Annotated in this window: 18 protein-coding genes; 11 read left to right on the forward strand and 7 right to left on the reverse strand. The window is 71.4% G+C overall.

Annotated elements, in window-relative coordinates; all coding sequences use genetic code 11:
• A partial coding sequence (locus ACWEFB_RS00005) for a glycogen/starch synthase (protein WP_452280656.1) occupies positions 1 to 226 on the reverse strand: 226 nt, incomplete at its 3' end.
• Between the two features lie 472 nt (positions 227 to 698).
• Here ACWEFB_RS00005 and ACWEFB_RS00010 point away from each other — a divergent pair.
• Entirely contained in the window at positions 699 to 1,652 is a 954-nt protein-coding gene (locus ACWEFB_RS00010) for an SRPBCC family protein (protein WP_452280658.1), read from the forward strand.
• Between the two features lie 36 nt (positions 1,653 to 1,688).
• Positions 1,689 to 2,861, forward strand: coding sequence for a zinc-dependent alcohol dehydrogenase (locus tag ACWEFB_RS00015; protein ID WP_452280660.1), 1,173 nt, complete (start codon positions 1,689 to 1,691; stop codon positions 2,859 to 2,861).
• Positions 2,862 to 2,867: 6 nt separating this feature from the next.
• Here ACWEFB_RS00015 and ACWEFB_RS00020 read toward each other — a convergent pair whose 3' ends face one another.
• Positions 2,868 to 4,349: a glutamate--cysteine ligase gene (locus tag ACWEFB_RS00020; protein ID WP_452280662.1), complete on the reverse strand. Its 1,482-nt coding sequence runs from the start codon at positions 4,347 to 4,349 to the stop codon at positions 2,868 to 2,870.
• 211 nt (positions 4,350 to 4,560) lie between these two features.
• Here ACWEFB_RS00020 and ACWEFB_RS00025 point away from each other — a divergent pair, with 211 nt between their 5' ends.
• Positions 4,561 to 4,896: a DUF3817 domain-containing protein gene (locus ACWEFB_RS00025; RefSeq protein WP_326558707.1), complete on the forward strand. Its 336-nt coding sequence runs from the start codon at positions 4,561 to 4,563 to the stop codon at positions 4,894 to 4,896.
• Between the two features lie 35 nt (positions 4,897 to 4,931).
• Here ACWEFB_RS00025 and ACWEFB_RS00030 read toward each other — a convergent pair whose 3' ends face one another.
• Entirely contained in the window at positions 4,932 to 5,486 is a 555-nt protein-coding gene (locus tag ACWEFB_RS00030) for a hypothetical protein (RefSeq protein WP_326563319.1), read from the reverse strand.
• Between the two features lie 144 nt (positions 5,487 to 5,630).
• Here ACWEFB_RS00030 and ACWEFB_RS00035 point away from each other — a divergent pair, with 144 nt between their 5' ends.
• From ACWEFB_RS00035 to ACWEFB_RS00050, 4 genes are all read left to right on the forward strand, one after another.
• Positions 5,631 to 6,755 carry a baeRF2 domain-containing protein gene (locus ACWEFB_RS00035; RefSeq protein ID WP_452280664.1) on the forward strand — a complete coding sequence of 375 codons (1,125 nt, stop codon included), beginning with the start codon at positions 5,631 to 5,633 and terminating at the stop codon, positions 6,753 to 6,755.
• A complete protein-coding gene (locus ACWEFB_RS00040; RefSeq protein WP_452280666.1) occupies positions 6,748 to 8,538 on the forward strand; it encodes a thiamine pyrophosphate-requiring protein in 1,791 nt (596 codons plus the stop codon). Before ACWEFB_RS00035 ends, ACWEFB_RS00040 begins: the two co-directional genes overlap by 8 nt.
• A 253-nt stretch (positions 8,539 to 8,791) precedes the next feature.
• Complete coding sequence (locus tag ACWEFB_RS00045) at positions 8,792 to 10,198, forward strand: hypothetical protein (RefSeq protein ID WP_452280668.1); 1,407 nt, start codon at positions 8,792 to 8,794, stop codon at positions 10,196 to 10,198.
• A 255-nt stretch (positions 10,199 to 10,453) separates the two neighbouring features.
• Complete coding sequence (locus tag ACWEFB_RS00050) at positions 10,454 to 11,647, forward strand: SigB/SigF/SigG family RNA polymerase sigma factor (RefSeq protein ID WP_452280670.1); 1,194 nt, start codon at positions 10,454 to 10,456, stop codon at positions 11,645 to 11,647.
• Positions 11,648 to 11,711: 64 nt separating this feature from the next.
• On the opposite strand, the gene ctaD is transcribed toward ACWEFB_RS00050, so the two are convergent.
• The 4 genes from ctaD to ACWEFB_RS00070 form a co-directional block, all read right to left on the reverse strand.
• Complete coding sequence (gene ctaD / locus ACWEFB_RS00055; protein WP_452280672.1) at positions 11,712 to 13,712, reverse strand: aa3-type cytochrome oxidase subunit I; 2,001 nt, start codon at positions 13,710 to 13,712, stop codon at positions 11,712 to 11,714.
• Between the two features lie 277 nt (positions 13,713 to 13,989).
• Positions 13,990 to 14,466: a DUF4383 domain-containing protein gene (locus ACWEFB_RS00060; RefSeq protein WP_452280674.1), complete on the reverse strand. Its 477-nt coding sequence runs from the start codon at positions 14,464 to 14,466 to the stop codon at positions 13,990 to 13,992.
• Positions 14,467 to 14,559: 93 nt separating this feature from the next.
• On the reverse strand, positions 14,560 to 15,714 hold the full coding sequence (locus tag ACWEFB_RS00065; protein ID WP_452280676.1) for a glycosyltransferase: 1,155 nt from the start codon (positions 15,712 to 15,714) through the stop codon (positions 14,560 to 14,562).
• 16 nt (positions 15,715 to 15,730) lie between these two features.
• Positions 15,731 to 16,723 carry a glucosyl-3-phosphoglycerate synthase gene (locus ACWEFB_RS00070; RefSeq protein WP_452280678.1) on the reverse strand — a complete coding sequence of 331 codons (993 nt, stop codon included), beginning with the start codon at positions 16,721 to 16,723 and terminating at the stop codon, positions 15,731 to 15,733.
• Positions 16,724 to 16,952: 229 nt separating this feature from the next.
• On the opposite strand from ACWEFB_RS00070, the gene ACWEFB_RS00075 reads away from it, so the two are divergent.
• The 4 genes from ACWEFB_RS00075 to secA2 all read left to right on the forward strand — a co-directional run bounded on the left by ACWEFB_RS00075 (position 16,953) and on the right by secA2 (position 23,307).
• The gene (locus tag ACWEFB_RS00075) at positions 16,953 to 17,978 is read left to right on the forward strand and encodes a Gfo/Idh/MocA family protein (RefSeq protein WP_452280680.1); all 1,026 of its coding nucleotides are present in this window, start codon (positions 16,953 to 16,955) and stop codon (positions 17,976 to 17,978) included.
• The gene (locus ACWEFB_RS00080) at positions 17,971 to 19,083 is read left to right on the forward strand and encodes a zinc-dependent alcohol dehydrogenase (protein WP_452280682.1); all 1,113 of its coding nucleotides are present in this window, start codon (positions 17,971 to 17,973) and stop codon (positions 19,081 to 19,083) included. Before ACWEFB_RS00075 ends, ACWEFB_RS00080 begins: the two co-directional genes overlap by 8 nt.
• Positions 19,084 to 19,166: 83 nt before the next feature.
• Complete coding sequence (locus tag ACWEFB_RS00085; RefSeq protein WP_326558696.1) at positions 19,167 to 20,924, forward strand: ABC transporter ATP-binding protein; 1,758 nt, start codon at positions 19,167 to 19,169, stop codon at positions 20,922 to 20,924.
• An 88-nt stretch (positions 20,925 to 21,012) separates the two neighbouring features.
• On the forward strand, positions 21,013 to 23,307 hold the full coding sequence (gene secA2, locus ACWEFB_RS00090; RefSeq protein WP_452280685.1) for an accessory Sec system translocase SecA2: 2,295 nt from the start codon (positions 21,013 to 21,015) through the stop codon (positions 23,305 to 23,307).
• Positions 23,308 to 23,320: the final 13 nt, after the last annotated feature.

Here is a 23,320-nt window from a genome sequence, read left to right on the forward strand (position 1 = left end):
CGGCGGCGAGGGCGACGGAGAGGGCGTGGACGTGTCGGCCGAGTCCGCCGACGAGGACGGGTGGGTATTCCCAGGAGAGCATCAGAATCCGCTGCCGGCCCTCGACCGGACCGCCGGAGGCGGTCGGCAGCCCGACGTGCGGCCGCGAGGTGGGGATGGGGCGGCAGGGGAGGTCCGGGCTGGTTGAACCGTTCGCGAGGTGCTCGCCGACCCGTCGGGGCGTCACATTCGTCTCCGTCCAAGCGAGAGTGGGCACGCCGGCACCGGTGCCGGCAGAAAAAGAGCGGGAAGGGGTGCGGCCGAACCGGCCGGGCGGGCCGTCCCACCGCCACACCGCGGCACGCGACCCCACGTACAAGGAAAGTGCAATCGGGCCGGATCCGCATCCCGAAAAGCCCGAAGGTGACCGACGACACCGGCACCTCGGCCGGGCGTCCGTCAACCGCCTCCACAGTGGTGACCGAGCATCCTCCGATCGGGTCGATCGTCGACCGTCGTTCGACCGTGACCGGCGGGGGGCCACCTCCGGTCCGGAGGGCCGCCGGCCCGGTCGGGTGCTTGTTCCGCGTTCGGCCGGCGTACCACGAACCGCAGGTTAGCTTGTGGTGAGGCGTACGGCGGCGGTCGTCGGCACGGCGACCCGCCGCCCCGGTCGGTCTGCTCGGACGACCAGGGCCACGGGCGGGAGGTGTGACCGGGTGCGTAGCGAAGACGGGGTCGGATCCGCGGAGGAACCGCGCGAGATGGCGACCAGAGGGACGGGGCCGATGCCCCGGCTGCTCGGTGCGCTGAGCGCCGGACTCGGCGTCGCGTTGCTGGCCGTACCGGACCGGCTCGTCGAGGTCGCCGGTCTGGACCACCTGCCGAACCATTCGACCATCCTGCGCGGCGTGGGGGCACGTGAGCTGGCCAGTGCCGCCGGGTTGCTCAGCGGGCGACGGCCGGCGCTGTGGATCTGGACCCGGGTCGCCGGGGACGCGATGGACCTGAGTGTGCTCGGTCTGGCCCTGAGGATGGGAGACCGCGAGCGGCGCCGGCGTCTGGCCGTGACCACGGGCGTCATCGGCGCCATCACCGCGCTGGATCTTCTCGCCGCGATGTCGGCGACCGGCGCCGCCCGTGCGGATCGACGAGTGATGCGGCTGCGGGCGTCGGTGACGGTGAACCGGCCCCCCGACGAGGTCTACCGGTTCTGGCGGGACCTCGCCAACCTGCCCCGCTTCATGCGGCACCTGGAATCGGTACGGGTGGGTGGCGACGGGCGGTCGCGGTGGACGGCCAAGGCCCCGGCGGGAAGCAGCGTGTACTGGGACGCCGAGATCATCGAGGACCGGCCGTCCGAGGTGCTCGCCTGGCGCTCGCTGCCCGGCACGATGGTGCCGAACGCGGGCCGGGTGCGGTTCGTGGCGGTTCCCGGCGGACGGGGCACCGAGGTCAGGGTGGAACTGGGCTACGCGCCGCCCGCCGGCAAGCTCGGCCGGATGGTCGCCAAGCTCTTCGGCGAGGAGCCGACGCAGCAGGTCAAGGATGATCTGCGCCGATTCAAGCAGGTGATCGAGACGGGCGAGATCGTCCGGTCGGACAGCAGCCCGGACGGTACGGATCTCCGTCGACACATGATGCGGCGTCCGGCACAACCGCTGGCCGGTTGAGGGATCGGTAGCGGTCCGGCGAACGGGGGAGCCACGATGCGAGCGAACTGCTGGATGGGCCGCAACACCGTCGAGGTACGCGAGGTGCCGGACCCACGGATCCTCAGTGATCGGGATGCCATCATCCGGATCACCTCGACCGCGATCTGCGGCTCCGACCTGCACCTGTACGACGGCTACATCCCGACCATGAAAAAGGGCGACATCCTCGGCCACGAGTTCATGGGCGAGGTGGTCGAGCTGGGTCGGGAGGTCCGCAACCTGCGCGTCGGCGACCGGGTGGTGGTGCCGTTCCCGATTGCCTGCGGTCACTGCGCCGCCTGTACGCACGGCTTCTTCTCGGTCTGCGAGAACTCGAACCCGAACGCGGCTCTGGCGGAGATGGTGATGGGACACGCGCCGGCCGGTGTCTACGGCTACTCGCACATGCTCGGTGGTTTCGCCGGTGGGCAGGCCGAGTACGCCCGCGTTCCGTTCGCCGACGTCGGCCCGATCAAGATCGAGGGCGATTTCCGGGACGAGCAGGTGCTCTTTTTGTCCGACATCTTCCCGACCGGCTACATGGGTGCGGAGATGTGCGACATCCAACGTGGTGACGTCATCGCGGTCTGGGGCGCAGGCCCGGTGGGACAGTTCGCCATGGCCAGCGCGCGGATGCTCGGCGCGGAGCGGGTGATCGCCATCGACCGGTACCCGCAACGGCTGCGGATCGCTCAGGAGAACACCGGCGCGGAGATCATCAACTACGAGCAGACCGACGTGCTCGAGGCGCTGCGGGAGCTGACCGCCGGCCGTGGGCCGGACGCCTGCATCGACGCGGTGGGAACGGAGTCGCACCACCCGTCGGGTGCGATCAACGCGTACGACCGGGGCAAGCAGGCGCTACGGCTGGAGACCGACCGGCCGCACGCGCTACGTGAGGCGATCATGAGTTGTAGGAACGCCGGCATCGTCTCGGTCATCGGGGTCTACGGCGGGTTCGTCGACAAGTTTCCCATGGGTTCACTGATGAACCGGTCGCTGACTTTGCGCAGCGGTCAGTGCCACGTCCAGCGTTACCTGCGGCCGCTGCTGGATCGGATCCGCCGGGGCGAGATCGACCCGAGCTTCGTGGTCACGCACCGGATGCGGCTGGACGAGGCTCCGCAGGCGTACGAGATGTTCAAGAACAAGCAGAAGGACTGCAACAAGGTGGTCCTGACGGCCTGAGCCGGGTCAGTCCGGGTACGGCCACTCGTGGACGGGCTGGTTGCTGTGCATCAGCGGCATGTAGCGCCGGAGCACCTCGCAGAGCGCGGCCGACCGGTCGAGTCCGCCGACGCGTTCCAGTTCGTGCAGGGTGGCCACCTGCCAGGTCGCGCCGTTACGCCCGGTCAGGCAGCGCTGCTCGATGATGCCGAGCAGCCGGTCGGACTCGGCCGGCGCCAGCCCCCACCGGTCCAGGCCGCTGCGGGCCAGGGGCAGCAGGCGGCGCAGCACCAGTTCGGTCACCGGCAGGTAGCCCAGACCGGGCCAGTAGATATGGGCGGCGATGCCCTGCCGGGCGCAGGTGTGGAAGTTCTCCTCGGCGGCGCTGAACGACATCTGCGACCAGAGCGGGCGGTCGGACTCGGCCAGGCTGCGGACCAGCCCGAAGTAGAAGGCGGCGTTGGCGATGGTGTCGACCACCGTCGGCCCGGCTGGCAGCACCCGGTTCTCCACCCGCAGGTGCGGGCGCCCGTGGACCACGTCGTACACCGGGCGGTTCCACCGGTAGACGGTCCCGTTGTGCAGCCGCAGCTCGGACAGGGCGGGGATGTCGCCGCGGGCCAGGGTGGCCGCCGGTTGTTCGGCGTCGCAGATCGGCAGGAGCGCCGGGAAGTAGCGGACGTTCTCCTCGAACAGGTCGAACACCGAGGTGATCCAGCGTTCCCCGAACCACACCCGTGGCCGTACGCCCTGGGCTTTGATTTCCTCCGGCCGGGTGTCGGTGGACTGCTCGAACAGCGGAATCCGGGTCTCCCGCCAGAGTTCCCGGCCGAACAGGAACGGTGCGTTGGCTCCGAGCGCGATCTGGATACCGGCGATCGCCTGGGCGGCGTTCCAGTACGCGGCGAACTGGGCCGGACTGACCTGTACGTGGAACTGGGTGCTGGTGCAGGCGGCCTCGGGGGTGATGGTGTCGGCGGTGGTCTCCAGCCGCTCCACACCGGCGATCCGGATCGCCACGTTCTCCCCGCGCGCGGCGAAGATCTGCTCGTTGAGCAGGGTGTAGCGGGGGTTCGCCGACAGTGCTTCGACGGTGAGGTGGTCCGACCGCAGCGTCGGCAGGATGCCGATCATGACCAGTTGGGTGTCGACCGTACGGGCCTTGAGGTTCGCCGAGTTGAGGCTGGCCCGTACGTCGGATTCGAAGTCGGCCGTACCGGTGCCGGCGAGTTGGCGCGGTGCGACGTTGATCTCGACGTTGAACTGGCCCAGTTCGGTCTGGAACTGCGGGTCGGCGACCGCGGTCAGCACCTCGGCGTTGCGCATCGCGGGCATCGAGTAGTCGTCGACGAGGTTGAGTTCGATCTCCATCCCGGTGAGCGGCCGGTCGACGTCGAACCGGGACTCGCGCAGCATCTCGGCGAAGACGTCGAGGCAGTGCCGGATCTTCTCCCGGTACCGCGCGCGGTCCTCACGCGTGAACGTCCGCGGGCCAACCTCTTCACCCATCAGGTCACCATCCAGCTACTCCGAGTGGTTCCAACCTCGCACGGCCGGTGCCGCAAGGGAAGTCTCGATCGACATGGTTCCCCGACCGGACCGAGCCGACACACCCGCCACCGGCCCCTCTCGGTCTGCGGGAAGCCCGGATACGGCGGTATCGGCCGAGGGCGACCGTGGGCTCGCGTACGATCACGGGTCGGAAGTCGAAGGAGGGTCGATGCGGCGTACGGCGCAGAAACTGTTCGTGGTGGCCGCGATCGCGGAGGCGATCTCCTGGTTGGCACTGCTGACCGGGATGATCTTCAAGTACGGCCCCACCGAGAACGAGATCGGGGTGCAGATCTTCGGCCCGATCCACGGCGGACTCTTCGTCGCGTACGTCGGACTGGTCCTGCTGGTCAGCCGCCTGGGCCGGTGGAGCTGGTCGGTGACGCTGGTGGCGCTGGTCTGCGCGATCCCGCCGCTGGCCACCCTCGGCTTCGAACGCTGGGCCCGGCGTCGCGGCCTGCTGTCCGACCCCGCCCCGGCCCGGACCCCGGTGCCGGTCGCCTGACCCGCCGTCACCAGCGGCCGGCTCGGTCGGCGCGGTCAGCCGTTGACCACTGTGCAGGCGGCGATCGCACCGATCAGCAGCAGTCCGAAAATCGCCTGGAGCAGCAGCGCCGGTCCCAGGTGCGACCAGACGGTCGGTGGGCGCGGGGTGAGCAGCTGCGCGGTGGTCAGGTTCACGATCCGTTCCACCCGTGGCGCGAGCTGCGTGTCCTTCTGCGGCCGGATGGTCACCTGGATGTGGTCGGCCGGTTCGATGGCGCTCTGCGGCAGGTGACCGTGGATCTCCATCTCGCAGAGCACGCCCTCGCTGTCCCGGATCCGCAACGGCGTGACCAGGAACTCCGGGCCCTTGCGCAGCTCCTTCCAGCGACGCTGCGCCCCGGCTCCGGACCCCGACCGCAGCAGCGAGGCGAACAGCAGCAGGATCACCCGCGCGACCCCGGCCGTGGCGAGCACCGCGACGACGATCGGTTGCTGCACCCGCATCTCGCGTGAGTAGCCCTCGAGCAACCGGATGACCCGGCCGGTGACGATCGGCCCACGCCGGTACGCCACTCGCTCGGGATAGAGCTCGCTGTCCATTTTCACCACCGAGAGTCCGCTTTGGTTCACGCATTGTATCTGTAGCCCCCGGTGGGCGGAAAGTGAGTGAATCCCGCCTCCGGTGATCGCGGTCAGGTGACAAGCCGGACGGCGCGGGTATGCCAGCGGCGAGTTGGAGAGGGGTCGACAACCATGGAGCTGTCCTTCCTGCGCCCGATCTACGCCCGACCGGGACCCTGGGCCTCGGTCTACCTGGATGCCTCACGTGACAGCCAGGACTCCCGCCCGGCGCTGGACCTGCGCTGGCGTGCGCTCCGGGAACGGCTGGCCGAGCAGGGGGCCGACCCGGCGACGGTCGCGGCGCTCGACAGCGTGGTACGCGGACACGATCCGATGGCCGGCGACTACGGGTTCGCCGCCTTCGCCAACGACGGCGAGGTGGTGCTCAGCGAGTACCTGTCCGCCCCACCGATGAAGGATCTCGCCGCGAACGGACCGCTCGCCCACACGATGCCACTGCTGGCCCAGCGCGGCGAACAGATCGCCTGGGTACGGGTGCTCGCCGACCGTACCGGCGCAGACGTCGACGGGGTCAGCGCCGGCGGGGTGACCCGCCGCGCGCAGGTCAGGGGCGGCAACAGCTTCCCCATCCGGCGGGTGGAGCCGGGCGGATGGTCGCAGTCGAATTTCCAACGGGCCGCGCTGACCGCATGGAAGCGCAACGCCAACGACGCTGCCGCGGCCACCGCCGAACTCGCCGATGCCGTCGGAGCCGAGGTGGTGGTGGTCGCGGGGGACACCCGAGCCCGGCAGATGCTCGCCGCCCAGTTGCCGGCACGCTGGCAGGACCGGATCGTGCACACCGACGCGGGCTTCCGGGCCGCAGGCACCGACAATGCCGCGCTCGACGACGTGACCGTGCAGGCCATCGCCGAGGTGGCGACCGCGCACGCCGACGCCGCCCTGGACAAGTTCGGGATGCAGGAGCAGATCGGCAACGGGATGGACGCGGTGGTGACCGCGCTGCAACGCAGCCAGGTCGAGAACATGCTGCTGGTCGACGACCCGTCCTCCACCGACCAGCTCTGGATCGGTCCGGAGCCGACCGACATCGCCACCGGACCGGAGCAGCTCACCGCCATGTCGGTGGCCGACCCGCAATCCGTACGGGCCGACGCCGCCCTGGTCCGGGCACTGGTCGCCACCGACGCCGGGCTGACCGTACTCGGGCCGGACGAGGCGCCGGATCTGCCCGACGGCGTGGGCGCGATCCTGCGGTACGCCGACGCCAGCACCCCGGGGAGGACGGATGGCTGAGCCGACAAGGGTGGTGGCGGACCTGCTCGTCGAGCGGCTGCGGGCGTGGCACGTGCCGCGGGTCTTCGGTGCCTCCGGTGACGGCGTCGAGGGGATCGTCGCGGCGCTGCGACGGGCCGGCGGCAAGCCGGCCTTCGTCCAGGCGCGGCACGAGGAGACGGCCGGTTTCATGGCCACCGGGCACGCCAAGTACAGCGGCGGGGTCGGTGTCTGCCTGGCCACCCAGGGGCCGGGGGCGATCCACCTGCTCGGCGGTCTGTACGACGCCAAGCTCGACGGCAAGCCCGTGGTGGCGATCGTCGGCCAGCAGTTGGACGGCCCGTACGGCGCCGCGTACCGGGAGATCGAGCTGCTCCGGCTGTTCAGCGACGTGTGTGAGTTCGTCCGGGTGGCGAGCACCGCGGAGCAGGTGCCCTCGCTGATCGACCGGGCGTTCCGTACCGCCGTGGCGACCCGGAGCCCGACCTGCGTGATCGTGCCGCAGCAGTTGCAGACGGCCGCCGTACCCGATCTGCCGCCACGGTCGGACGGCGTGTTCTCGATGGCGCCGGGGCTGCCCCCGGCCCGGGTGATGCCGCACGAGGAGGACCTGAACGCGGCGGCGCAGTTGCTCGGCGCCGGTCGGCGGGTGGCGATGCTCGTGGGACAGGGTGGCTACGGCGCGGCCGAGGAGATCGTCGCCCTCGCCGACCGGGTCGGCGCCGGCATCACCACCTCGCTGCTCGGCAAGCCGGTGCTCGACGAGCGGCTGCCGTTCCACACCGGGGTGATGGGGGAGTTGGGCACCACCGCGAGCGCGCAACTGCTCGGCGGTTGCGACACCCTCCTGCTGGTAGGCACGAACGATCCGTGGACCGACTACTACCCGATGCCCGGCCAGGCGGCCGTGATCCAGGTCGACATCGACGGCCGCCGGGTGGCGAACCGTTACCCGGTGGACGTGCCGCTGATCGGGGACGCGGCGGAGACGCTGCGCGCCCTGCTCGACCGGGTGCCGCAGCGGGCCAACCGGGAGTGGCGGGAGACCATAGAGGTCTCCTTCGACCGCTGGTGGAGCGATGCCACGGCCCGCGCCGACGCACCGGCCGAGCCGATGAACCCGCAGCACGTGCTGCGCGAGCTGTCGCCCCGGTTGCCCTGGGACAGCGCGGTCGCGGTGGACGTCGGCTCGGTGACCTACTGGTACGCCCGCCACGTGCAACTGCCGCCCGGTGTGCCGGCGCACCTGTCCAGCACCCTTGGTGCCACGGGCTGCTCCCTGCCGTACGGCATCGCGGCGAAGTTGGCCGCGCCGGACCGGCCCGTGGTTGTCCTCGCCGGTGACGGGGCGATGCAGCTCAACGGCCTGGCCGAGCTGGTCACGGTGGCGAACCGCTGGCACGAGTGGGCCGACCCCCGGTTTGTCGTGCTGGTGCTCAACAACCGTGACCAGGCCGGGATGAGCCAGACCCAGCGCGGGGCGGGACAGGTTGCGGTGCCGGAGGCCCAGCGGCTGCCGGACGTCCCGTACGCGGGGTGGGCCCGGCTGCTCGGCATGCACGGGTTGCGCATCGACCGGCCGGAGATGATGGGGGCGGCCTGGGACGAGGCACTCGCCGCCGACCGGCCCACCCTGATCGAGGCGGTGGTGGACGCCTCGGTGCCGCTCTCCCCGCCCGACCAGCCGTTCGCGGACCTGCGCGGGTTGCTGGCGGACCGCGCGGAGGACGGCGGCGAGGTGGCCAGCCGGGCCCGTGCCGAGCTGGTCCGGGAGCGGGCGGACGGCGGCGACGACCTGACCTGACCTGAGCGGGGTCGTGGGCGCAGGTGGCGACTCAACGCCCGTGTGTTCCGGGACGACGCGCGGTACGCAAGCGGTCACCCGGTAGGCAACCGGGTGACCCGGGATGTGCCGGGCGTTCACGGGCCAGTGGCGCAGAAGGGTGCCGTCCTCGGATTAGTCACGCAGGGTTGCGGAAAGGTCGTTTGAACGCGATCCGGACGGGAAGCCCGCGTGTGGCAAGTGGACGGATGAAGGGCGGGTCCCGGTGCGGGAGATGCAGGAATGGGTGGCCGCGAGTGGGCCCGACGTCCCCGGACCGCGGCGGATCGTGGCGTTGGACAGCCCGGCGCGGGTGCTGCTCGCCGCGGCGTCCCGGGCGCTGCGCGGCGAGGACTGCGCCGATCTCGGCTACCAGCCGATGCTGGCCCGGTTTCCGGGCACCCCGGAGGCGGTACGCCGGGCCGCGGTGGCCCGCGCGGGCGGTCGGGCGGCCCTGCCGGTGCGCCAGGTGGGGCAGGTCGACGCCGAGTGGGTGGCCCGGTGGATGGTGGACCACTATCCGGCCGGCGAGTTTCCCGGCGTGGTCCTCGGTTCGCCCAGCGGTGCCGCCGTGCACCTGGCCACCGCCCTGGGCATGCCGTGGCTCCCGGCCGGTTTCGAGGTCTCGGTGCAGTGGCCCCAGGGGGCGGTGGACAACCTGGCCGGTTCCTACGCGTACGGCTCCCAGGTGGCGCAGCGGCTGGTCGCGGTGAATCCCGGCATCCGGGTCCGGCAGGTGCACGATCCGGCGGTACGGGGGGTGCTCGCCGGGTCGACCGTGTCCCTGGTGCTGCGCTGGCGGCAGTTGCCGCAGGCGTACCGGAACTTCCTCGACGAGCGGCTGGCACCGGGTGCGCCCGTGCTGTTGCTGCGGGACGTACGGACCTGGCCGGTCGCCGATCAGGGGCAGGGACACGCGTTCCAGTTGGGCAGCCCCGGCAGCGGGATGACACCGGCCGACTTCCGCATCCTCAGCGAGCCGCTGAACCAGGTGCTGCGTACCGCGGGTGGCGATCCGCAGCGGTGGGAACCGCCGCCGCCGGTCGGTCCGCAGGGGTACGCCGAGCACGGCATCGAGCCCGGCTTCGAGCAGAGCGTGCTGGACTGGGTCCGGGAGGCCGACAGCGCCCTGCACCGGGTGCTCTTCGCCGAGCCGGAGGCGCTCAGCGCGTCGACCGCGGACGTGTACCGGGGATGGCTGCGGGCCGCCGGCAAGAGCGGTGACCGGTGCGTGGTGGAGTGCGGGCGGCTGATCGATCCGTGGCAGGTGGTCCGGGCGGGGCTGGTGCCGTACTGGTGCGAGAACGCGACCAGTCGTCGGGTGGCCGGCGCGGAGTGGTGGCTGGCCGGCAGTACGGCGTTCAGTTCGGTCGACGTGCTGCCCGAGCCGCCGGGGATGCGTTCACCGGCACTGGCCGGGCTGCCGCAGTGGCTGGCGGTGGCGTCGTTCGGTCGCCGTCGCCGGGCCCTGGACCGGATCGCGGCGCGGGGCTATCCGGTCACCTCGGTACCGACCCGGCACGCCACCGAGGTGTTGCGCGGGCAGCCGTACGACCTGCCGGCGCCGCCGCGCCTCGGGGTGCAGGAGGCACTGGCCGGCCTGCGGGCCAGCGGCACCGCGCACGGACTGCTGGTCTGTTGAGGGCATCCGCCGTCCTGTCGAGGGGGTCCGCCGGCCAAAACATCCCGCGAAAGTCCGGTCCCGTGATTGAGTACCTACAGAGCGGGAACGTCGCTGACTGCAACCGGTTGACTGCGCTACGTGACGAAATGGTGAGCGGGCGCTGTTGGGCTGTTTCCGGTCAGATCTTCGCGCTCCGGTCCGGTCCACCGTGGCGAGGGCGTCACTGGCCGGTTCCGTAAATCCGGGTGGGGGACCTTCCTGAGGGAGGCGCGGATGTTCGGACAGATCAGCACGGGCACGACCACGAACGCGAGTACGACCACGAGCACGGACACACCCACGACTACGCCCACGCCCGCGCCGAACGAACGCGGGCTGGAGGACCTCGACGCGGCCGCGCTGGCGTACGCGGCACGGATCGAGGGCCTGCCGGACGAGCGCCGGCAGGAGGCCCGTGACGACCTGGTCCGGTTCGCGCTGCCGTTCGCCGGCCGGCTGGCCCGCCGCTACCGGGGGCGGGGCGAGCCGTTGGAGGACCTCGAACAGGTCGCCCGGCTCGGCCTGGTCAACGCCGTCGACCGGTACGACCCGGAACGCGGTTCGTTCACCGCCTACGCCGCGATCACCATCGTCGGCGAGATCAAGCGGCACTTCCGGGACCGCACCTGGGGGGTGCACGTCCCGCGCCGGCTGCGCGACCTGATCCTCGAGGTCGGCCAGGCGACTGCCGCGCTGACCAGCGAACTGTCCCGGGCACCGACGGTGGCCGAACTGGCGGCGAGGCTCGAAACCCCGCAGGAGGAGATCCTCGCGGCCCTCGAATCCGCCGCCGGTTACAGCCCGGCCTCGCTCAACGCGCCGGTCGGCGGGGAGAGCTCGGCCGAGTTCGGTGACCTGGTGGGGGAGTCCGACGCCGATCTGGAGTCGGTGGACGACCGGGTGACCGTCAGCGGCCTGCTCGGGCGGCTGCCCTGGCGGGAGCGGCGCATCCTGGCCATGCGGTTCTACGGCAACCAGACCCAGGCCGAGATCGCCGCCCGGTTCGGCATCTCCCAGATGCACGTCTCCCGGTTGCTCTCCCGCGCGCTCACCTGGCTGCGCCAGGCCATGCTCGCCGACGCTCCGGCACCCTGGCAGGCCGGCGGAGTGGATCCGGACGCCCCGGAGACCCGGCTGTCGGTCCGCCAGTCCGGTGACCGTACGGTCATCGCGATCGGCGGCGAACTCGACCGCGACACCAGCGACCAGTTGCGACGCGCGGTCGTCGAGGCGGTGAGCAGTGGGCAGCCCACCGAGGTGGTGGTCGACCTGGTCGACGTGGGACTGCTCGAGCCCGGGGGGATAGCGGCGCTGATCGCGGGCCGGGACGCGGCCGCCCGCAGCGGCGTGGCCCTGAAGCTGACCCGGGCCCAGCCCGGCGTACGGCACTCGCTCGCCTCGGCCGGACTGGCACCGCTGCACGAGTGACCGCCGGGCGGTGGGATCGTCACCACCGCCCGCCGGTCCGGGCCACCACCACGACGGCATCGACTCAGCCCTTCCCGTCCTCTTCCGGCGGTTGGCCGGTACGCCAGTGCTCACTGCTCGGGCCGCCCCGGTCGTTGTCCAGTTGCACGTCCGGCGCGCTCGGCTCGAAACTCGGCCGGCGTACCTCCTCCGGCTCCGGGACCTCGATCGGGCGGGCACCCGAGCGCGGATCGGGCTGCCAGCGGGTCGCCTCGCGGGCACCGTACGCGCCTCCCGGGCTTGACTTGTCCGAGCCGTGGTGCTGCTCGGCGTGCAACTCGTCGCCGATGTCCTGTGGCGGTTTGGTCGAGCGCTGTGGCAGATCCCGGCCGAGATCGGCCACCAGTGGGCCGTACTTGGCGTCGAAGGCGGGACGCTCGGAGCGGATCCGCGGCATCCGGTCGAAGTTGCGCAGCGGTGGCGGGCAACTGGTCGCCCACTCCAGCGAGTTGCCGAAGCCCCAGGGATCGTTGACGGCCACGATCCGACCGAACCGGTACGACTTCCACAGGTTGTAGATGATGAACAGGGTCGAGGCGCCGAGGATGAACGAGCTGATCGTCGAGACCATGTTCAGCGCGGTGAAGCCGTCGGTGGGCAGGTAGTCGGCGTACCGACGGGGCATGCCCTCGTTGCCCAGCCAGTGCTGGATCAGGAAGGTGCCGTGGAAGCCGATGAACATGGTCCAGAAGTGGAGCTTGCCGAGGCGTTCGTCGAGCATCCGCCCGGTCATCTTCGGGAACCAGAAGTAGACCCCGCCGAACGCCGCGAACACGATCGTGCCGAACAGTACGTAGTGGAAGTGCGCCACCACGAAGTAGCTGTCGTGTACGTGCCAGTCGACCGGCGGGCTGGCCAGCAGGACGCCGGTGAGCCCGCCGAACAGGAAGGTGACCAGGAAGCCGATGGCGAACAGCATCGGCGTCTCGAAACTGATCTGCCCCTTCCACATGGTGCCGATCCAGTTGAAGAACTTCACCCCGGTCGGTACGGCGATCAGATAACTCAGGATGCTGAAAAAGGGCAGCAGAACCTGCCCGGTGCCGAACATGTGGTGGGCCCAGACCGTCATCGACAGCACCGTGATGGCGATGGTGGCGAAGACGATGCCCTTGTAGCCGAAGATCGGCTTGCGGGCGAAGACCGGGATGATCTCGGTGATGATGCCGAAGAACGGCAACGCGACGATGTAGACCTCGGGATGGCCGAAGAACCAGAACAGGTGTTGCCACAGCAGTGGGCCGCCGGTGGCCGGATCGTACACATGGGCGTCGATCCGGCGGTCGGCGTAGAGCGCGAGCAGCGCGGCTGCGAGAAGCGGGAAGACCAGGATCACCAGGACCGCGGTGAGCAGGATGTTCCAGGTGAAGATCGGCATCCGGAACATGGTCATGCCGGGCGCCCGCAGGGTGATGATCGTGGTGATCATGTTGACCGCGCCGAGGATGGTGCCGAGGCCGGAGACGACCAGCCCGATCACCCACATGTCGGGTCCGATACCGGGGCTGTGCTGGGCCCGGCTCAGCGGGGTGTAGGCGGTCCAGCCGAAGTCGGCCGCCCCGTCGGGGGTGAGGAAACCGAGCACCACCAGCGAGCCGCCGAGCAGGTACAGCCAGTAGGCGAATGCGTTCAGCCGGGGGAAGGCAACGTCCGGTGCCCCGATCTGCAGCGGTACGACGTAGTTGCCGAACGCGAAGACCAGCGGGGTGGCGAAGAGCAGCAGCATGATCGTGCCGTGCATGGTGAAGAGCTGGTTGTACTGCTCGTTGGAGAGGAACTGGAGTCCGGGGCGCCCCAGCTCGGCCCGCATCAGCATCGCCATCACGCCGCCGAGGATGAAGAACACGAACGAGGTGGTCAGGTAGAGCAGGCCGATCTGCTTCGCGTCGGTGGTGCCCAGCAGCTTGATCAGGTGGCTGCCCCGGATCGCCTGCCGGATCGGACCGGGGTATCCGCCGAAGCGCGCCGGTGCCAGCACGATAGGCCCTCGTTCGCGTTCCCGCTCGGTGGTTACCCGCTTCGGCATCGCTTCTCACCCCGTCATCACCGCAGAAAGGACGGGCGTGGCTACCCGGTCTGCGCGGGTCGAAACCCGGCACGTCGGGAAATTTCGGTCTAGCGGGACGCCGCCCCTCGGGGCGGCACCTTCGAGCAGTCGGAACCCGATCGGATCGTCGGGCCGCGAACCGGTGGAGGACATGCCGGACCGGGCCTCCGGTGCCGCCCCGCCGACCGGCTGGCGTGGCGACACCGGGGGTCGGCCAGCCCGGTCCCGGACGGGCCGGGCGGGGAGGCGGTAACCGTCACCGGTCGACCGGTGCGCGGGTGGTCAACAGCCCGAGGCCGATCATGCCGAGCCCGAGGCCGAAGTGCAGCCAGTCGTCGGACCGGTTGAGCGGCAGGAAGTTCGCCGCGGTCTCGTGCCCGATCACCAGGCCGTACAGCCACAGCAACAGGTAGACCGCGCCGCCGCCGACCAGGAACCCCCGGGACCCGGCGATCGTACGAGCCAGCGCGATCCCGGCCAGCCCGAACGCCAGGTGCACCAGGTTGTGCAGGACCGACACCTGGAACACCCCGAACAACTCGGCGCCGGAGGCGTGCCCGGCGAAGCCGAGCCGGTCGTACCCGGTGGTGACACCGGGGATGAAACCGAGCACACCGATCAGCAGGAACACCGCTCCCACCGTCGCCGCCGAGATCCGGACCAGCGCCGGTCCGGACCATCCGCGCGTCGCCTCGGTGGATCCGCCGGTCGGGGCGTGGAACTCTCCGGCCATTGCCGTACCTCCGTCCGCCGGCCGGCCGGATTCCCGGTGCGCCACCGGACAAACCTCCCCCGCCGGACCGTGTTGCCCTTGTCCCCAGCCGGGTCAGGCGGCCCGCAGTACGGGCCCGGCCAGTGACCGGACCCGGTGGTAGAGCTCGACGTAACGCTCCGCCATGATCGCCGGGGTGAACCGGCGCGCTGCCTCCCGCCGGCACTCGTCCGGGTCGATCAGGCTGGCGGCGACCAGCAGGTCGGCCAACTCGTCCTCGTCGTCGGTGAGCAGTCCGGTCCTCCCGTGCGCGACCAACTCGGGCAGGCAACCACGCGCGGTCGCCACCACCGGTGTGCCCAGCGCCAGTGACTCGACCACCGCCGTTCCGCCCGGCTCCTCCCACCGCAGCGGGAACAGGGTCGCGCGGGCGCTCGCCACCAGGTCGTCGCGGTCCCGGCCGGCGACCGTACCGACCCACCGGACCCGGACACCGTCGACGTGCGGCGCCACCCGCTCGTCCCAGTACCGCACGTCCGGGTTCTGGCGGGCCTGCTCGTCCGCGGCGGCCAGGTCCTCCGGCCGGTGGTACGGGCCGACCGGCCCCGCCAGCACCAGCGGGAAGCCGGCCCGGTGGGCCAGCCGGGCGGCGACGTCCTGCCCCTTGCCCGGGTTGATCCGCCCGAGCACCACCACGTGCTCGCCCTTCTCCACCGCCGGCCGGCGGTCCGCGTCGACCGCCAGCGGGGTGGCCAGGTGCACGTGACCGACCGAGTGGGCGCGCAGTGCCGCCGGGGCGCGGGCCAACTGCGCCGCCGAGACGCCGTTGACCCGTACCCGGTCCCCGCCGTCGAGCTGTCCGTAGAGGTCCGGGTGCTTGCCCAGATCCCAGTGCAGGGTGTGCAGTACGGGCGGCCCGTCGGGGCCCATCGCCGCCAGTGTGGCCAGGCCGACCGCCTCCACGTGGTCGTGCACCAGGTCGATGTCGTCGCGCCCGCGTACGGCCCGGACCACCCCGCCGAGGTGCGCCTGGGCGATCCCGCACACCTGGTTGTACGGCCGCTGCAACGACGGGAACTGGCCGTCGGCGAAGACCGACAGCCGCTCGTCCGCGGCCAGGGTGCTGGAGCCGACCGAGGCCAGCACCACCCGTACGCCCAGCCGTCGCAGCTCGGGCACGAGGGTGGCGACCACGTTCTCGATCCCGCCGTAGCCCGGTGGCGGTACGGACAGCCACGGTCCGGCGTTCATCAGCACGGTCAGCCCCATCGGGACCCGGCCCGGCTCACTGCGGCACCGCTTCGCCCTGCCAACGCCGCATCGTCTCGCGGAACTGGATCAACGGCGGGCGCTCCTGCACCGACACGTCGCTGACCACGATCTCCCGTTCCAGGTTCGGCAGCGCCTCCGTACCGCCCCGGCGGAACTGGGTGAGCAGGGTGGCAGGCGGCGTCTTCGACCTGACCTGACCCTGACGGTGCAGCCGGGACCACGCAGTCAGCATGATCTGGGCCGACATCCGCCCCAGGGCCGCCGTGTCCTGGTGCCGGTGCAGGCGTTCGCCGAGATCCACCTGGGCCAGTGCGTCGAGCCCGACCAGTTCGAGCAGGTCGATCAGCATCGCCGTCTCGACGCCGTACCCGGAGACGAACGGGACCCGTTCCAGCACCTCGCGGCGGCCGGCGTACTCACCGGCGAGTGGCTGGACGAACCCGGCGAGTTCCGGCCAGAACAGGTTGAACAGGGGCCGGGCCATCAGTTCGGTGACCCGTCCGCCGCCGTCCGGCTCGACGGTGCCCGCCTCGATCAGCGGACGGTGGTAGAAGCCCTTGACGAAGCAGACCGACGGGTCGGTGAGCAGCGGCCCGAGCAGCCCGGTGACGAAGTGCGGACGGAACTCACGCAGGTCGGCGTCGACGAAGGCGATCACGTCACCGGCCGCCGCGGCCAGGCCGGCCCAGAGGGCGTCACCCTTGCCGTCGAGCCGGGGCAGCCCCCGGGTCACCTCGTCCTGGCTGACCACCCGCGCCCCGGCGGCGGCCGCGACCTCGGCGGTGCGGTCGCTGGACCGGGAGTCGACCACGATCACCTCGTCGACCAGTGCCACCCGTTCGACCAGGTGCTCGCGGATCGTCGCCACGATCGCGCCGACGGTCGCCTCCTCATCGAAAGCGGGTATGACCACACTGACCGTGGTGTCGCCCTTGGCCCGGCCGAGCTGATGCGCGGTCCACTGCCGAGCCGAGCCGGTACGGTACGTGGACCAGGCTTCCACCACGGGTGAGACGGTCGTTTGCGAGTGCCGCACAGGCCCACCCCCGAGTCATGAGTCGATCGAAGCGTTAGCGGATTTCCCGGACGGGGACCCAACTAACCGGTGACGCTCTAACATATTGATCACCAAAATCTGCTATTTCCTGTCTCGTCCCGATGAACGTTTGATGTCGCCCCTGTCGTGGCAACAGGTGTCCGATGATGTCACTGGGGCCTGAGCGGAGGTCGGTTTGATGGCCAGGTGTCGTATTGGCCTCATCGGCGCGGGGAATGTGGCCCAGCGTCACGCCCGGGTCCTGGCCGGTTTTGCCGACGTGCACCTCACCGGCGTCACCGACGTACTGCCCGACGCCTGCGAGCGCCTGGCCGACCAGCATGCCGCTCCGGCGTACCCGGACGTCGCCACGCTGTTGGAAGCGGACCTGGACGCGGTCTACGTCTGCGTACCGCCGTTCGCGCACGGCCCGGCGGAGGAGGCGGTGATCGCCGCCGGACTGCCCATGTTCGTGGAGAAGCCGGTCGCCGCCGAGTTGGCCACCGCCGAGCGGATCGCCGGCCTCGTCGCCGAACGGGAGATCCTCACCGCGGTCGGCCACCACTGGCGTTACCTGACCGTCCTGGACCGGATGTGGGACCTGCTGGCCGGCCGTCCGGTACGGATGGTCGGCGGTGCGTGGCTGGACAAGGTGCCGCCGGTGTCCTGGTGGAGCCGGCGGGAGCTCTCCGGTGGCCCGGTGGTCGAGCAGGCCGCCCACGTGCTCGACCTGCTCCGGCTGGTGGCCGGGGAGGCGACCGAGGTGAGCGCGTACGGCGACGGCCTCCCGCCGGACGTGGACGGGGCCGACATCGACTCGGTCACCACGGCGAGTCTGCGCTTCACGACCGGGGCGGTGGGCACCCTGGTCTCCGGCTGCACCCTCGGCTGGAAGCACCGGGCCGGCGTGGAGATCGTCGCGGACGGGCTGGTGCTGACCCTCGGCGAGGACGGCCTGGCGTGGCGGGACGGGGCCGGGGAGGGTTGGCTGCCGGCCGATCCGGAGGCTGCCCGGATCGCGGTGGACCGAGCCTTCGTCGACGCCGTACGCGGCATCGGGGACGACATCCGGGTCCCGTACCCGGAGGCGTTGCGTACCCACCGGCTGGCGTGCGCGGTGGCGCGGTCGGCGGCGACCGGGCGTCCGGTACGGATCGCCCCGGCGGTCGAGGCGCTCGCGACCGCCACCCACGGCGCCAGGGTCGGATCAGGGCTCGATGCCTGAACGGGTGATCGTGGTGTCCGGGCCGGGTGAGGTGGCGATCCGCGAGGAGGAACCCGGGCCGCTGCGGCCGGACACCTACCGGGTCCGGACCCTCTACACCGGGATCTCGGCCGGCACCGAGCTGAGCTATGTCAAGGGCACCAACCCGTACCTCTCGGCCGGCTGGAACGCAGACCTGGGGCTCTTCCGACCGGGCGAGCCCGCCGCCGCCTATCCGGTGAACCGGCTCGGTTACATGGAGGTCGGCCAGGTCACCGAGAGCCGGACCCCGGCGGTCACCGAGGGCGCCATCGGGGCGATGGTCTACGGGCACCGCACCGGCTACCTGGCCGATCCGCTGGTCGACCGGTTCGTGCCACTGCCCGACGACCTGGACCCGTTGCTCGGGATCTACGTCGCGCACATGGGTCCGATCTGCGTGAACGGGCTCCTGCACGCCGCCGCGGACCTGTTCGGCCCGGACGTCCGTTCGGTCGGCGACGGGGTGCGCGGGCGCCGGGTGGCGGTCACCGGTGCCGGCGTGGTCGGCCTGCTCACCGCGTTGCTCGCCCGGCATCACGGCGCGGCGTCGGTGGTGGTCCTCGATCCCACCCCGACGCGTCGGGCGGTGGCCGGCGCGCTCGGCCTGGAAACGCTGGACCCGGGCCCGCTGACCGATAGTGATCAGGGGTTCGGTGATCCGGCGGTGCTGCTCAAGACGCGATGGGCGCACGGACCGGGGGACCGGGGCGCCGACGTGGTGTTCCAGTGCCGGGGGCAGGGCGGTGCGCTGCGGCTGGCCCTGCGCCTGGTACGCCCCCAGGGGACCGTGGTCGACCTGGCGTTCTACCAGTCCGGCGCGGAGCAGGTCCGGCTCGGCGAGGAGTTCCACCACAACGGGCTCACCCTGCGGTGCGCGCAGATCGGCCGGGTGCCGCGCGGGCTCGCACCGACCTGGGACCGCGAGCGGCTCTCCGGCGAGACCGTCGCCCTGCTCCGGGCGTACGGCGAACTCGTCGCCGAGCACCTGGTGTCGGCGATCGTGCCGTTCGACGACGGCCCCGCCCTCCTCACCGACCTGGCCGCCGGCCGACGGCAGGAACTCCAGGTCGTGCTCGCCTGCTGACCCCGACCGGAGCGCCAGGTCGTGCCCTCCGGCGGCGCGTCGCGGGGGCCGGGAGGCTGGTCGGCCCGGTTACGGTGGAATCCATGACCGCGCCCCCCACCGCCCGGCGCGTCGGCCTGCCGGCGCTGCTGCCCTACCTGCGGGCGCACCGAGGCACCCTGTTCGTCGTCGCCGTGCTGTCGCTGCTCAGCGCCGGGGCGGCGCTGGTCCAACCGCTGCTCACCCGCGAGGTGCTCGACGCGATCGGCGCCGCGCAGCCGGTCACCCGGCTGGTGGGTCTGCTGGTCGCCCTGCTCGTCGTCGGCGCGGCCCTCGACGGCGTACGCGACTATCTGCTCCAGCGCACCGCCGAGGGACTGGTCCTGGGCACCCGACACCGCCTCGCCGGACACCTGCTCCGGCTGCCGATCGTCGAGTACGACCAGCGTCGCACCGGTGACCTGCTGTCCCGTGTCGGCGCCGACACGACCCTGCTGCGGGCGGTGGTGACCTCCGGCCTGTTCGAGACCGTCACCGGCTTTGTCATGGTGCTCGGTGCCGGTACCGCGATGATCCTGCTCGACCCGCTGCTGTTCGGCGTGACCCTCGCCGGGGTCGGGGTCGGCCTGAGCGTCGCACTCTTCTTCGCCCGCCGGGTGCGCGGCCTGTCCGAGCAGGCGCAGGCGCGGGTCGGCGAGATGACCTCGGCGGTGGAACGGGCGATCTCCGCGGCCCGCACCATCCGGGCCAGCCGGGCCGAGGAGCGGGAGACCGACGGGGTCGGTACGGCGGCCACCCAGGCGTACGCGGCCGGTCTGCGGGTCGCCCGGATACAGGCGCTGATCGGACCGGTCAGCATGACCGCCGTCCAGGGCGCCTTCCTGGTGGTCCTCGGTGTCGGGGGCGCCCGGGTGGCGACCGGTGCGATCAGCGTCGGTGACCTGGTCGCCTTCATCATGTTCCTGTTCTTCCTGGTGCTTCCGCTGGGACAGGCGCTGAACGCCTACACCCAGTTGCAGACCGGTCTGGGGGCGTTGCAGCGGATCGAGGAGGTGCTGGACCTGCCGGTGGAGGGCGCGGGGGACACCCCGGCGGTCCTGCCACCGCCCCGCCGTCCGGCCGCTGCCACGGCGGCAGCGGTCGAGTTCGACCGGGTCAGCTTCGGTTACGCCGACGCCGGGCCGGTGCTGCACGAGGTGAGCTTCACCGTGCCGTACGGCACCCGGACCGCGCTCGTCGGCCCCTCCGGCGCTGGCAAGTCGACCCTGCTGGCGCTGGTCGAGCGCTTCTACGAGGTGACCGACGGCCATGTGAAGGTCGGCGGGGTGGACATCCGCGACCTGTCCCGCGACGCGCTGCGCGCCCAACTCGGTTACGTCGAGCAGGAGGCACCGGTGCTGGCCGGGACGCTGCGGGAGAACCTGCTGCTGACCGCGCCGGACGCGACCGAGGAGCGCCTGCTCGCCGTACTGGCCGAGGTGAACCTGACCCGGGTGGTGCAACGCTCCCCGCTGGGGCTGGACACCCAGGTCGGCGAGGGCGGGGTGCTGCTCTCCGGCGGGGAACGCCAGCGCCTGGCGATCGCCCGTACGCTGCTGGCGAACCCGCCGGTCCTGCTTCTGGACGAACCGACCAGCAACCTCGACGCGCGCAGCGAGGCGGCCCTGCGTCGGGCGATCGACGCGGTCGCCGCCGACCGGACCCTGTTGATCGTGGCGCACCGGCTGGCGACGGTGGTCGACGCGGACCAGATAGTGGTCCTCGACGCGGGCCGGGTGGTGGCGGTCGGACCACACCTGGAACTGACCGAGACCAGCCCGCTGTACCGGGAGCTGGCCGCGCATCAGCTTCTCGTCGGCTGAGCCGCTGACCAGGGGTTCCCGGACCGGACATACCGCTGCGGCAAGCCGGGCCGCACAGTTGCGCCGAAGTCGGCTACCGTTGCCGCTCATGGGTGTGTCGACACGGTTGAAGAGCAGGTTCCGGCGTTTCTTGCAGCGGCCGGGTAGCACGGTGGATCTGGCGCCGCTGGAGAAGCTGCTGCCCGCGATCGAGGCGCGCGAGGAGGAACTCTCGGCCCTCGACGACGCCGAGCTGACCGAGGCGGCCGGCAAGGCCGAGGACTTCGCGGAGATCTGCGCCGTCGGCCGCGAGGCCGCCCGCCGCGGCATCGACCAGCGGCCGTACGACGTACAGCTGCTCGGCGCGATGTCGCTGCTCGCCGGCAAGGTCGCCGAGATGGCCACCGGTGAGGGCAAGACCCTGACCGCCACGATCGCCGCGTACGGGCACGTTCGGCGCGGCAACGGCCCGGTGCACGTGCTGACCGTCAACGACTACCTGGCCCGCCGGGACGCCGAGTGGATGGAGCCGATCTACCGGCTGCTCGGGCTGAGCGTCGGCTGGGTGACCGAGGCGTCGACCCCCGAGGAGCGTCGCGCGGCGTACGCGTCCGACGTCACCTATGTCTCGGTCAGCGAGGCCGGTTTCGACTACCTCCGCGACCAGCTCGTCACCGACCTCGAGGACCGGGTGCAGCCGAAGCTGACCACCGCGATCGTCGACGAGGCCGACTCGATCCTGATCGACGAGGCCCGGGTGCCGATGGTGCTGGCCGGTGCGGTGCCCGGCGAGCAGGACCCGGTGCACGCCGCGGCGGCGCTGGTCCGCGGGCTGCGCGCCGGGGAGGACTACGAGATCGCCGACGACGGCCGCAGTGTGGCTTTCACCACCACCGGGCTGTCCGTGATCGAGGCGAAGCTCGAGGACGTCAACCTCTACGCCGACGAGAACATGGAACAGCTCTCGGCGGTCAACGTGGCGCTGCACGCGCACGCCCTGCTGCACCGGGACGTGGACTACATCGTCCGCAACGGCGCGGTGGAGCTGATCGACGAGATGCGCGGCCGGGTCGCCCAGCGCCGCCGCTGGCCGGACGGTCTCCAGGCGGCGGTCGAGGCCAAGGAGGGACTCACCGCCACCGCCGAGGGCGAGGTCCTCGGCACGATCACCGTGCAGGCGTACGTCGCGCTCTACCCGACCGTGTGCGGCATGACGGCCACCGCGGTCCTGGTCGGTGACCAGCTCCGGGAGTTCTTCTCGCTCGAGGTCGCGGTGATCCCGCCGAACACCCCGTGTGTCCGGGTGGACGAGCCGGACCGGATCTACGCCACCCGGGCCGAGAAGGAAGAGGCCCTGGTCACCGAGATCAAGTCCAGCCACGAGACGGGCCGGCCGGTGCTGGTCGGCACGCTCGACGTCAAGGAGTCGGAGAGCCTGTCCAAGGCCCTGCTCGCCGCGGACGTGCCCTGTCTGGTGCTGAACGCGAAGAACGACGCCGAAGAGGCGGCGATCATCGCCGAGGCCGGCGCGTACGGCGCGGTGACCGTTTCCACCCAGATGGCCGGTCGGGGTGTCGACATCCGGCTCGGCGGCAGCGAGCAGACCGACCGGGACCGGGTCGCCGAACTCGGCGGCCTGTACGTCATCGGCAGCGGCCGGCACGACAGCCGCCGGGTCGACGACCAGCTCCGTGGCCGGGCCGGCCGGCAGGGCGACCCCGGTCGGTCGGTCTTCTTCGTCAGCCTCGAGGACGAACTGGTCCTGCGGCACGCCTCGGACGCGATCCCGCCCTCGCCGAAGATGAACGCCGACGGTCTGGTCCAGGACGAACAGGTCGACTTCGCGGTCGAGCACGCCCAGCGGGTCGCGGAGGGGGTCAACCACGAGATCCACCGCAACACCTGGCGTTACAGCGTGGTGATCGAGCAGCAGCGCAAGGCCCTGGCCGAGCGTCGCGAGCGGCTGCTGAGCAGTGACGTCGCCGCCGACATGCTGAAGAACCGGTTCCCGGAGAAGACCGAGGAGATCGACTCCGAGGTGCTGTCCCGGGCCGCCCGGTCGATCGCGCTCTACCACCTCGACCGGCTCTGGGCCGAGCACCTGGCCGAGCTCTCCGAGGTCCGGGAGGGTGTGCACCTGCGTGCCCTGGGCCGGCTCGACCCGCTCGACGAGTTCCACCGCGCGGCCGTGCCGGCGTTCACCGCCCTGGTGCCGGAGATCGAGACGCGGACGGTGGCGACCTTCGAGGAGGCCGAGATCGGCGAGGACTGGCAGCCGGACGAGTCGGAGCTGGTCCGGCCGAGCGCGACCTGGACGTACCTGGTCCACGACAACCCGTTCGGGTCGGAACTCGACCGCCTGATCGCCGCGGTCGGCCGGCGGCTCACCGCCGCCTCCCGCTGACCGGAAGCCGGGG

It is taken from the genome of Micromonospora sp. NPDC004704 (assembly GCF_053601675.1).

Coding starts and splice junctions, on each gene's coding strand:
- ACWEFB_RS00025 (WP_326558707.1), top strand. CDS start 4,561: ATGCGGCGTACGGCGCAGAAACTGTTCGTGGTGGCCGCGATCGCGGAG.
- ACWEFB_RS00060 (WP_452280674.1), bottom strand. CDS start 14,466: ATGGCCGGAGAGTTCCACGCCCCGACCGGCGGATCCACCGAGGCGACG.
- secA2 (WP_452280685.1), top strand. CDS start 21,013: ATGGGTGTGTCGACACGGTTGAAGAGCAGGTTCCGGCGTTTCTTGCAG.
- ACWEFB_RS00045 (WP_452280668.1), top strand. CDS start 8,792: ATGCAGGAATGGGTGGCCGCGAGTGGGCCCGACGTCCCCGGACCGCGG.
- ctaD (WP_452280672.1), bottom strand. CDS start 13,712: ATGCCGAAGCGGGTAACCACCGAGCGGGAACGCGAACGAGGGCCTATC.
- ACWEFB_RS00035 (WP_452280664.1), top strand. CDS start 5,631: ATGGAGCTGTCCTTCCTGCGCCCGATCTACGCCCGACCGGGACCCTGG.
- ACWEFB_RS00020 (WP_452280662.1), bottom strand. CDS start 4,349: ATGGGTGAAGAGGTTGGCCCGCGGACGTTCACGCGTGAGGACCGCGCG.
- ACWEFB_RS00050 (WP_452280670.1), top strand. CDS start 10,454: ATGTTCGGACAGATCAGCACGGGCACGACCACGAACGCGAGTACGACC.
- ACWEFB_RS00085 (WP_326558696.1), top strand. CDS start 19,167: ATGACCGCGCCCCCCACCGCCCGGCGCGTCGGCCTGCCGGCGCTGCTG.
- ACWEFB_RS00080 (WP_452280682.1), top strand. CDS start 17,971: ATGCCTGAACGGGTGATCGTGGTGTCCGGGCCGGGTGAGGTGGCGATC.
- ACWEFB_RS00040 (WP_452280666.1), top strand. CDS start 6,748: ATGGCTGAGCCGACAAGGGTGGTGGCGGACCTGCTCGTCGAGCGGCTG.
- ACWEFB_RS00065 (WP_452280676.1), bottom strand. CDS start 15,714: ATGGGGCTGACCGTGCTGATGAACGCCGGACCGTGGCTGTCCGTACCG.
- ACWEFB_RS00015 (WP_452280660.1), top strand. CDS start 1,689: ATGCGAGCGAACTGCTGGATGGGCCGCAACACCGTCGAGGTACGCGAG.
- ACWEFB_RS00075 (WP_452280680.1), top strand. CDS start 16,953: ATGGCCAGGTGTCGTATTGGCCTCATCGGCGCGGGGAATGTGGCCCAG.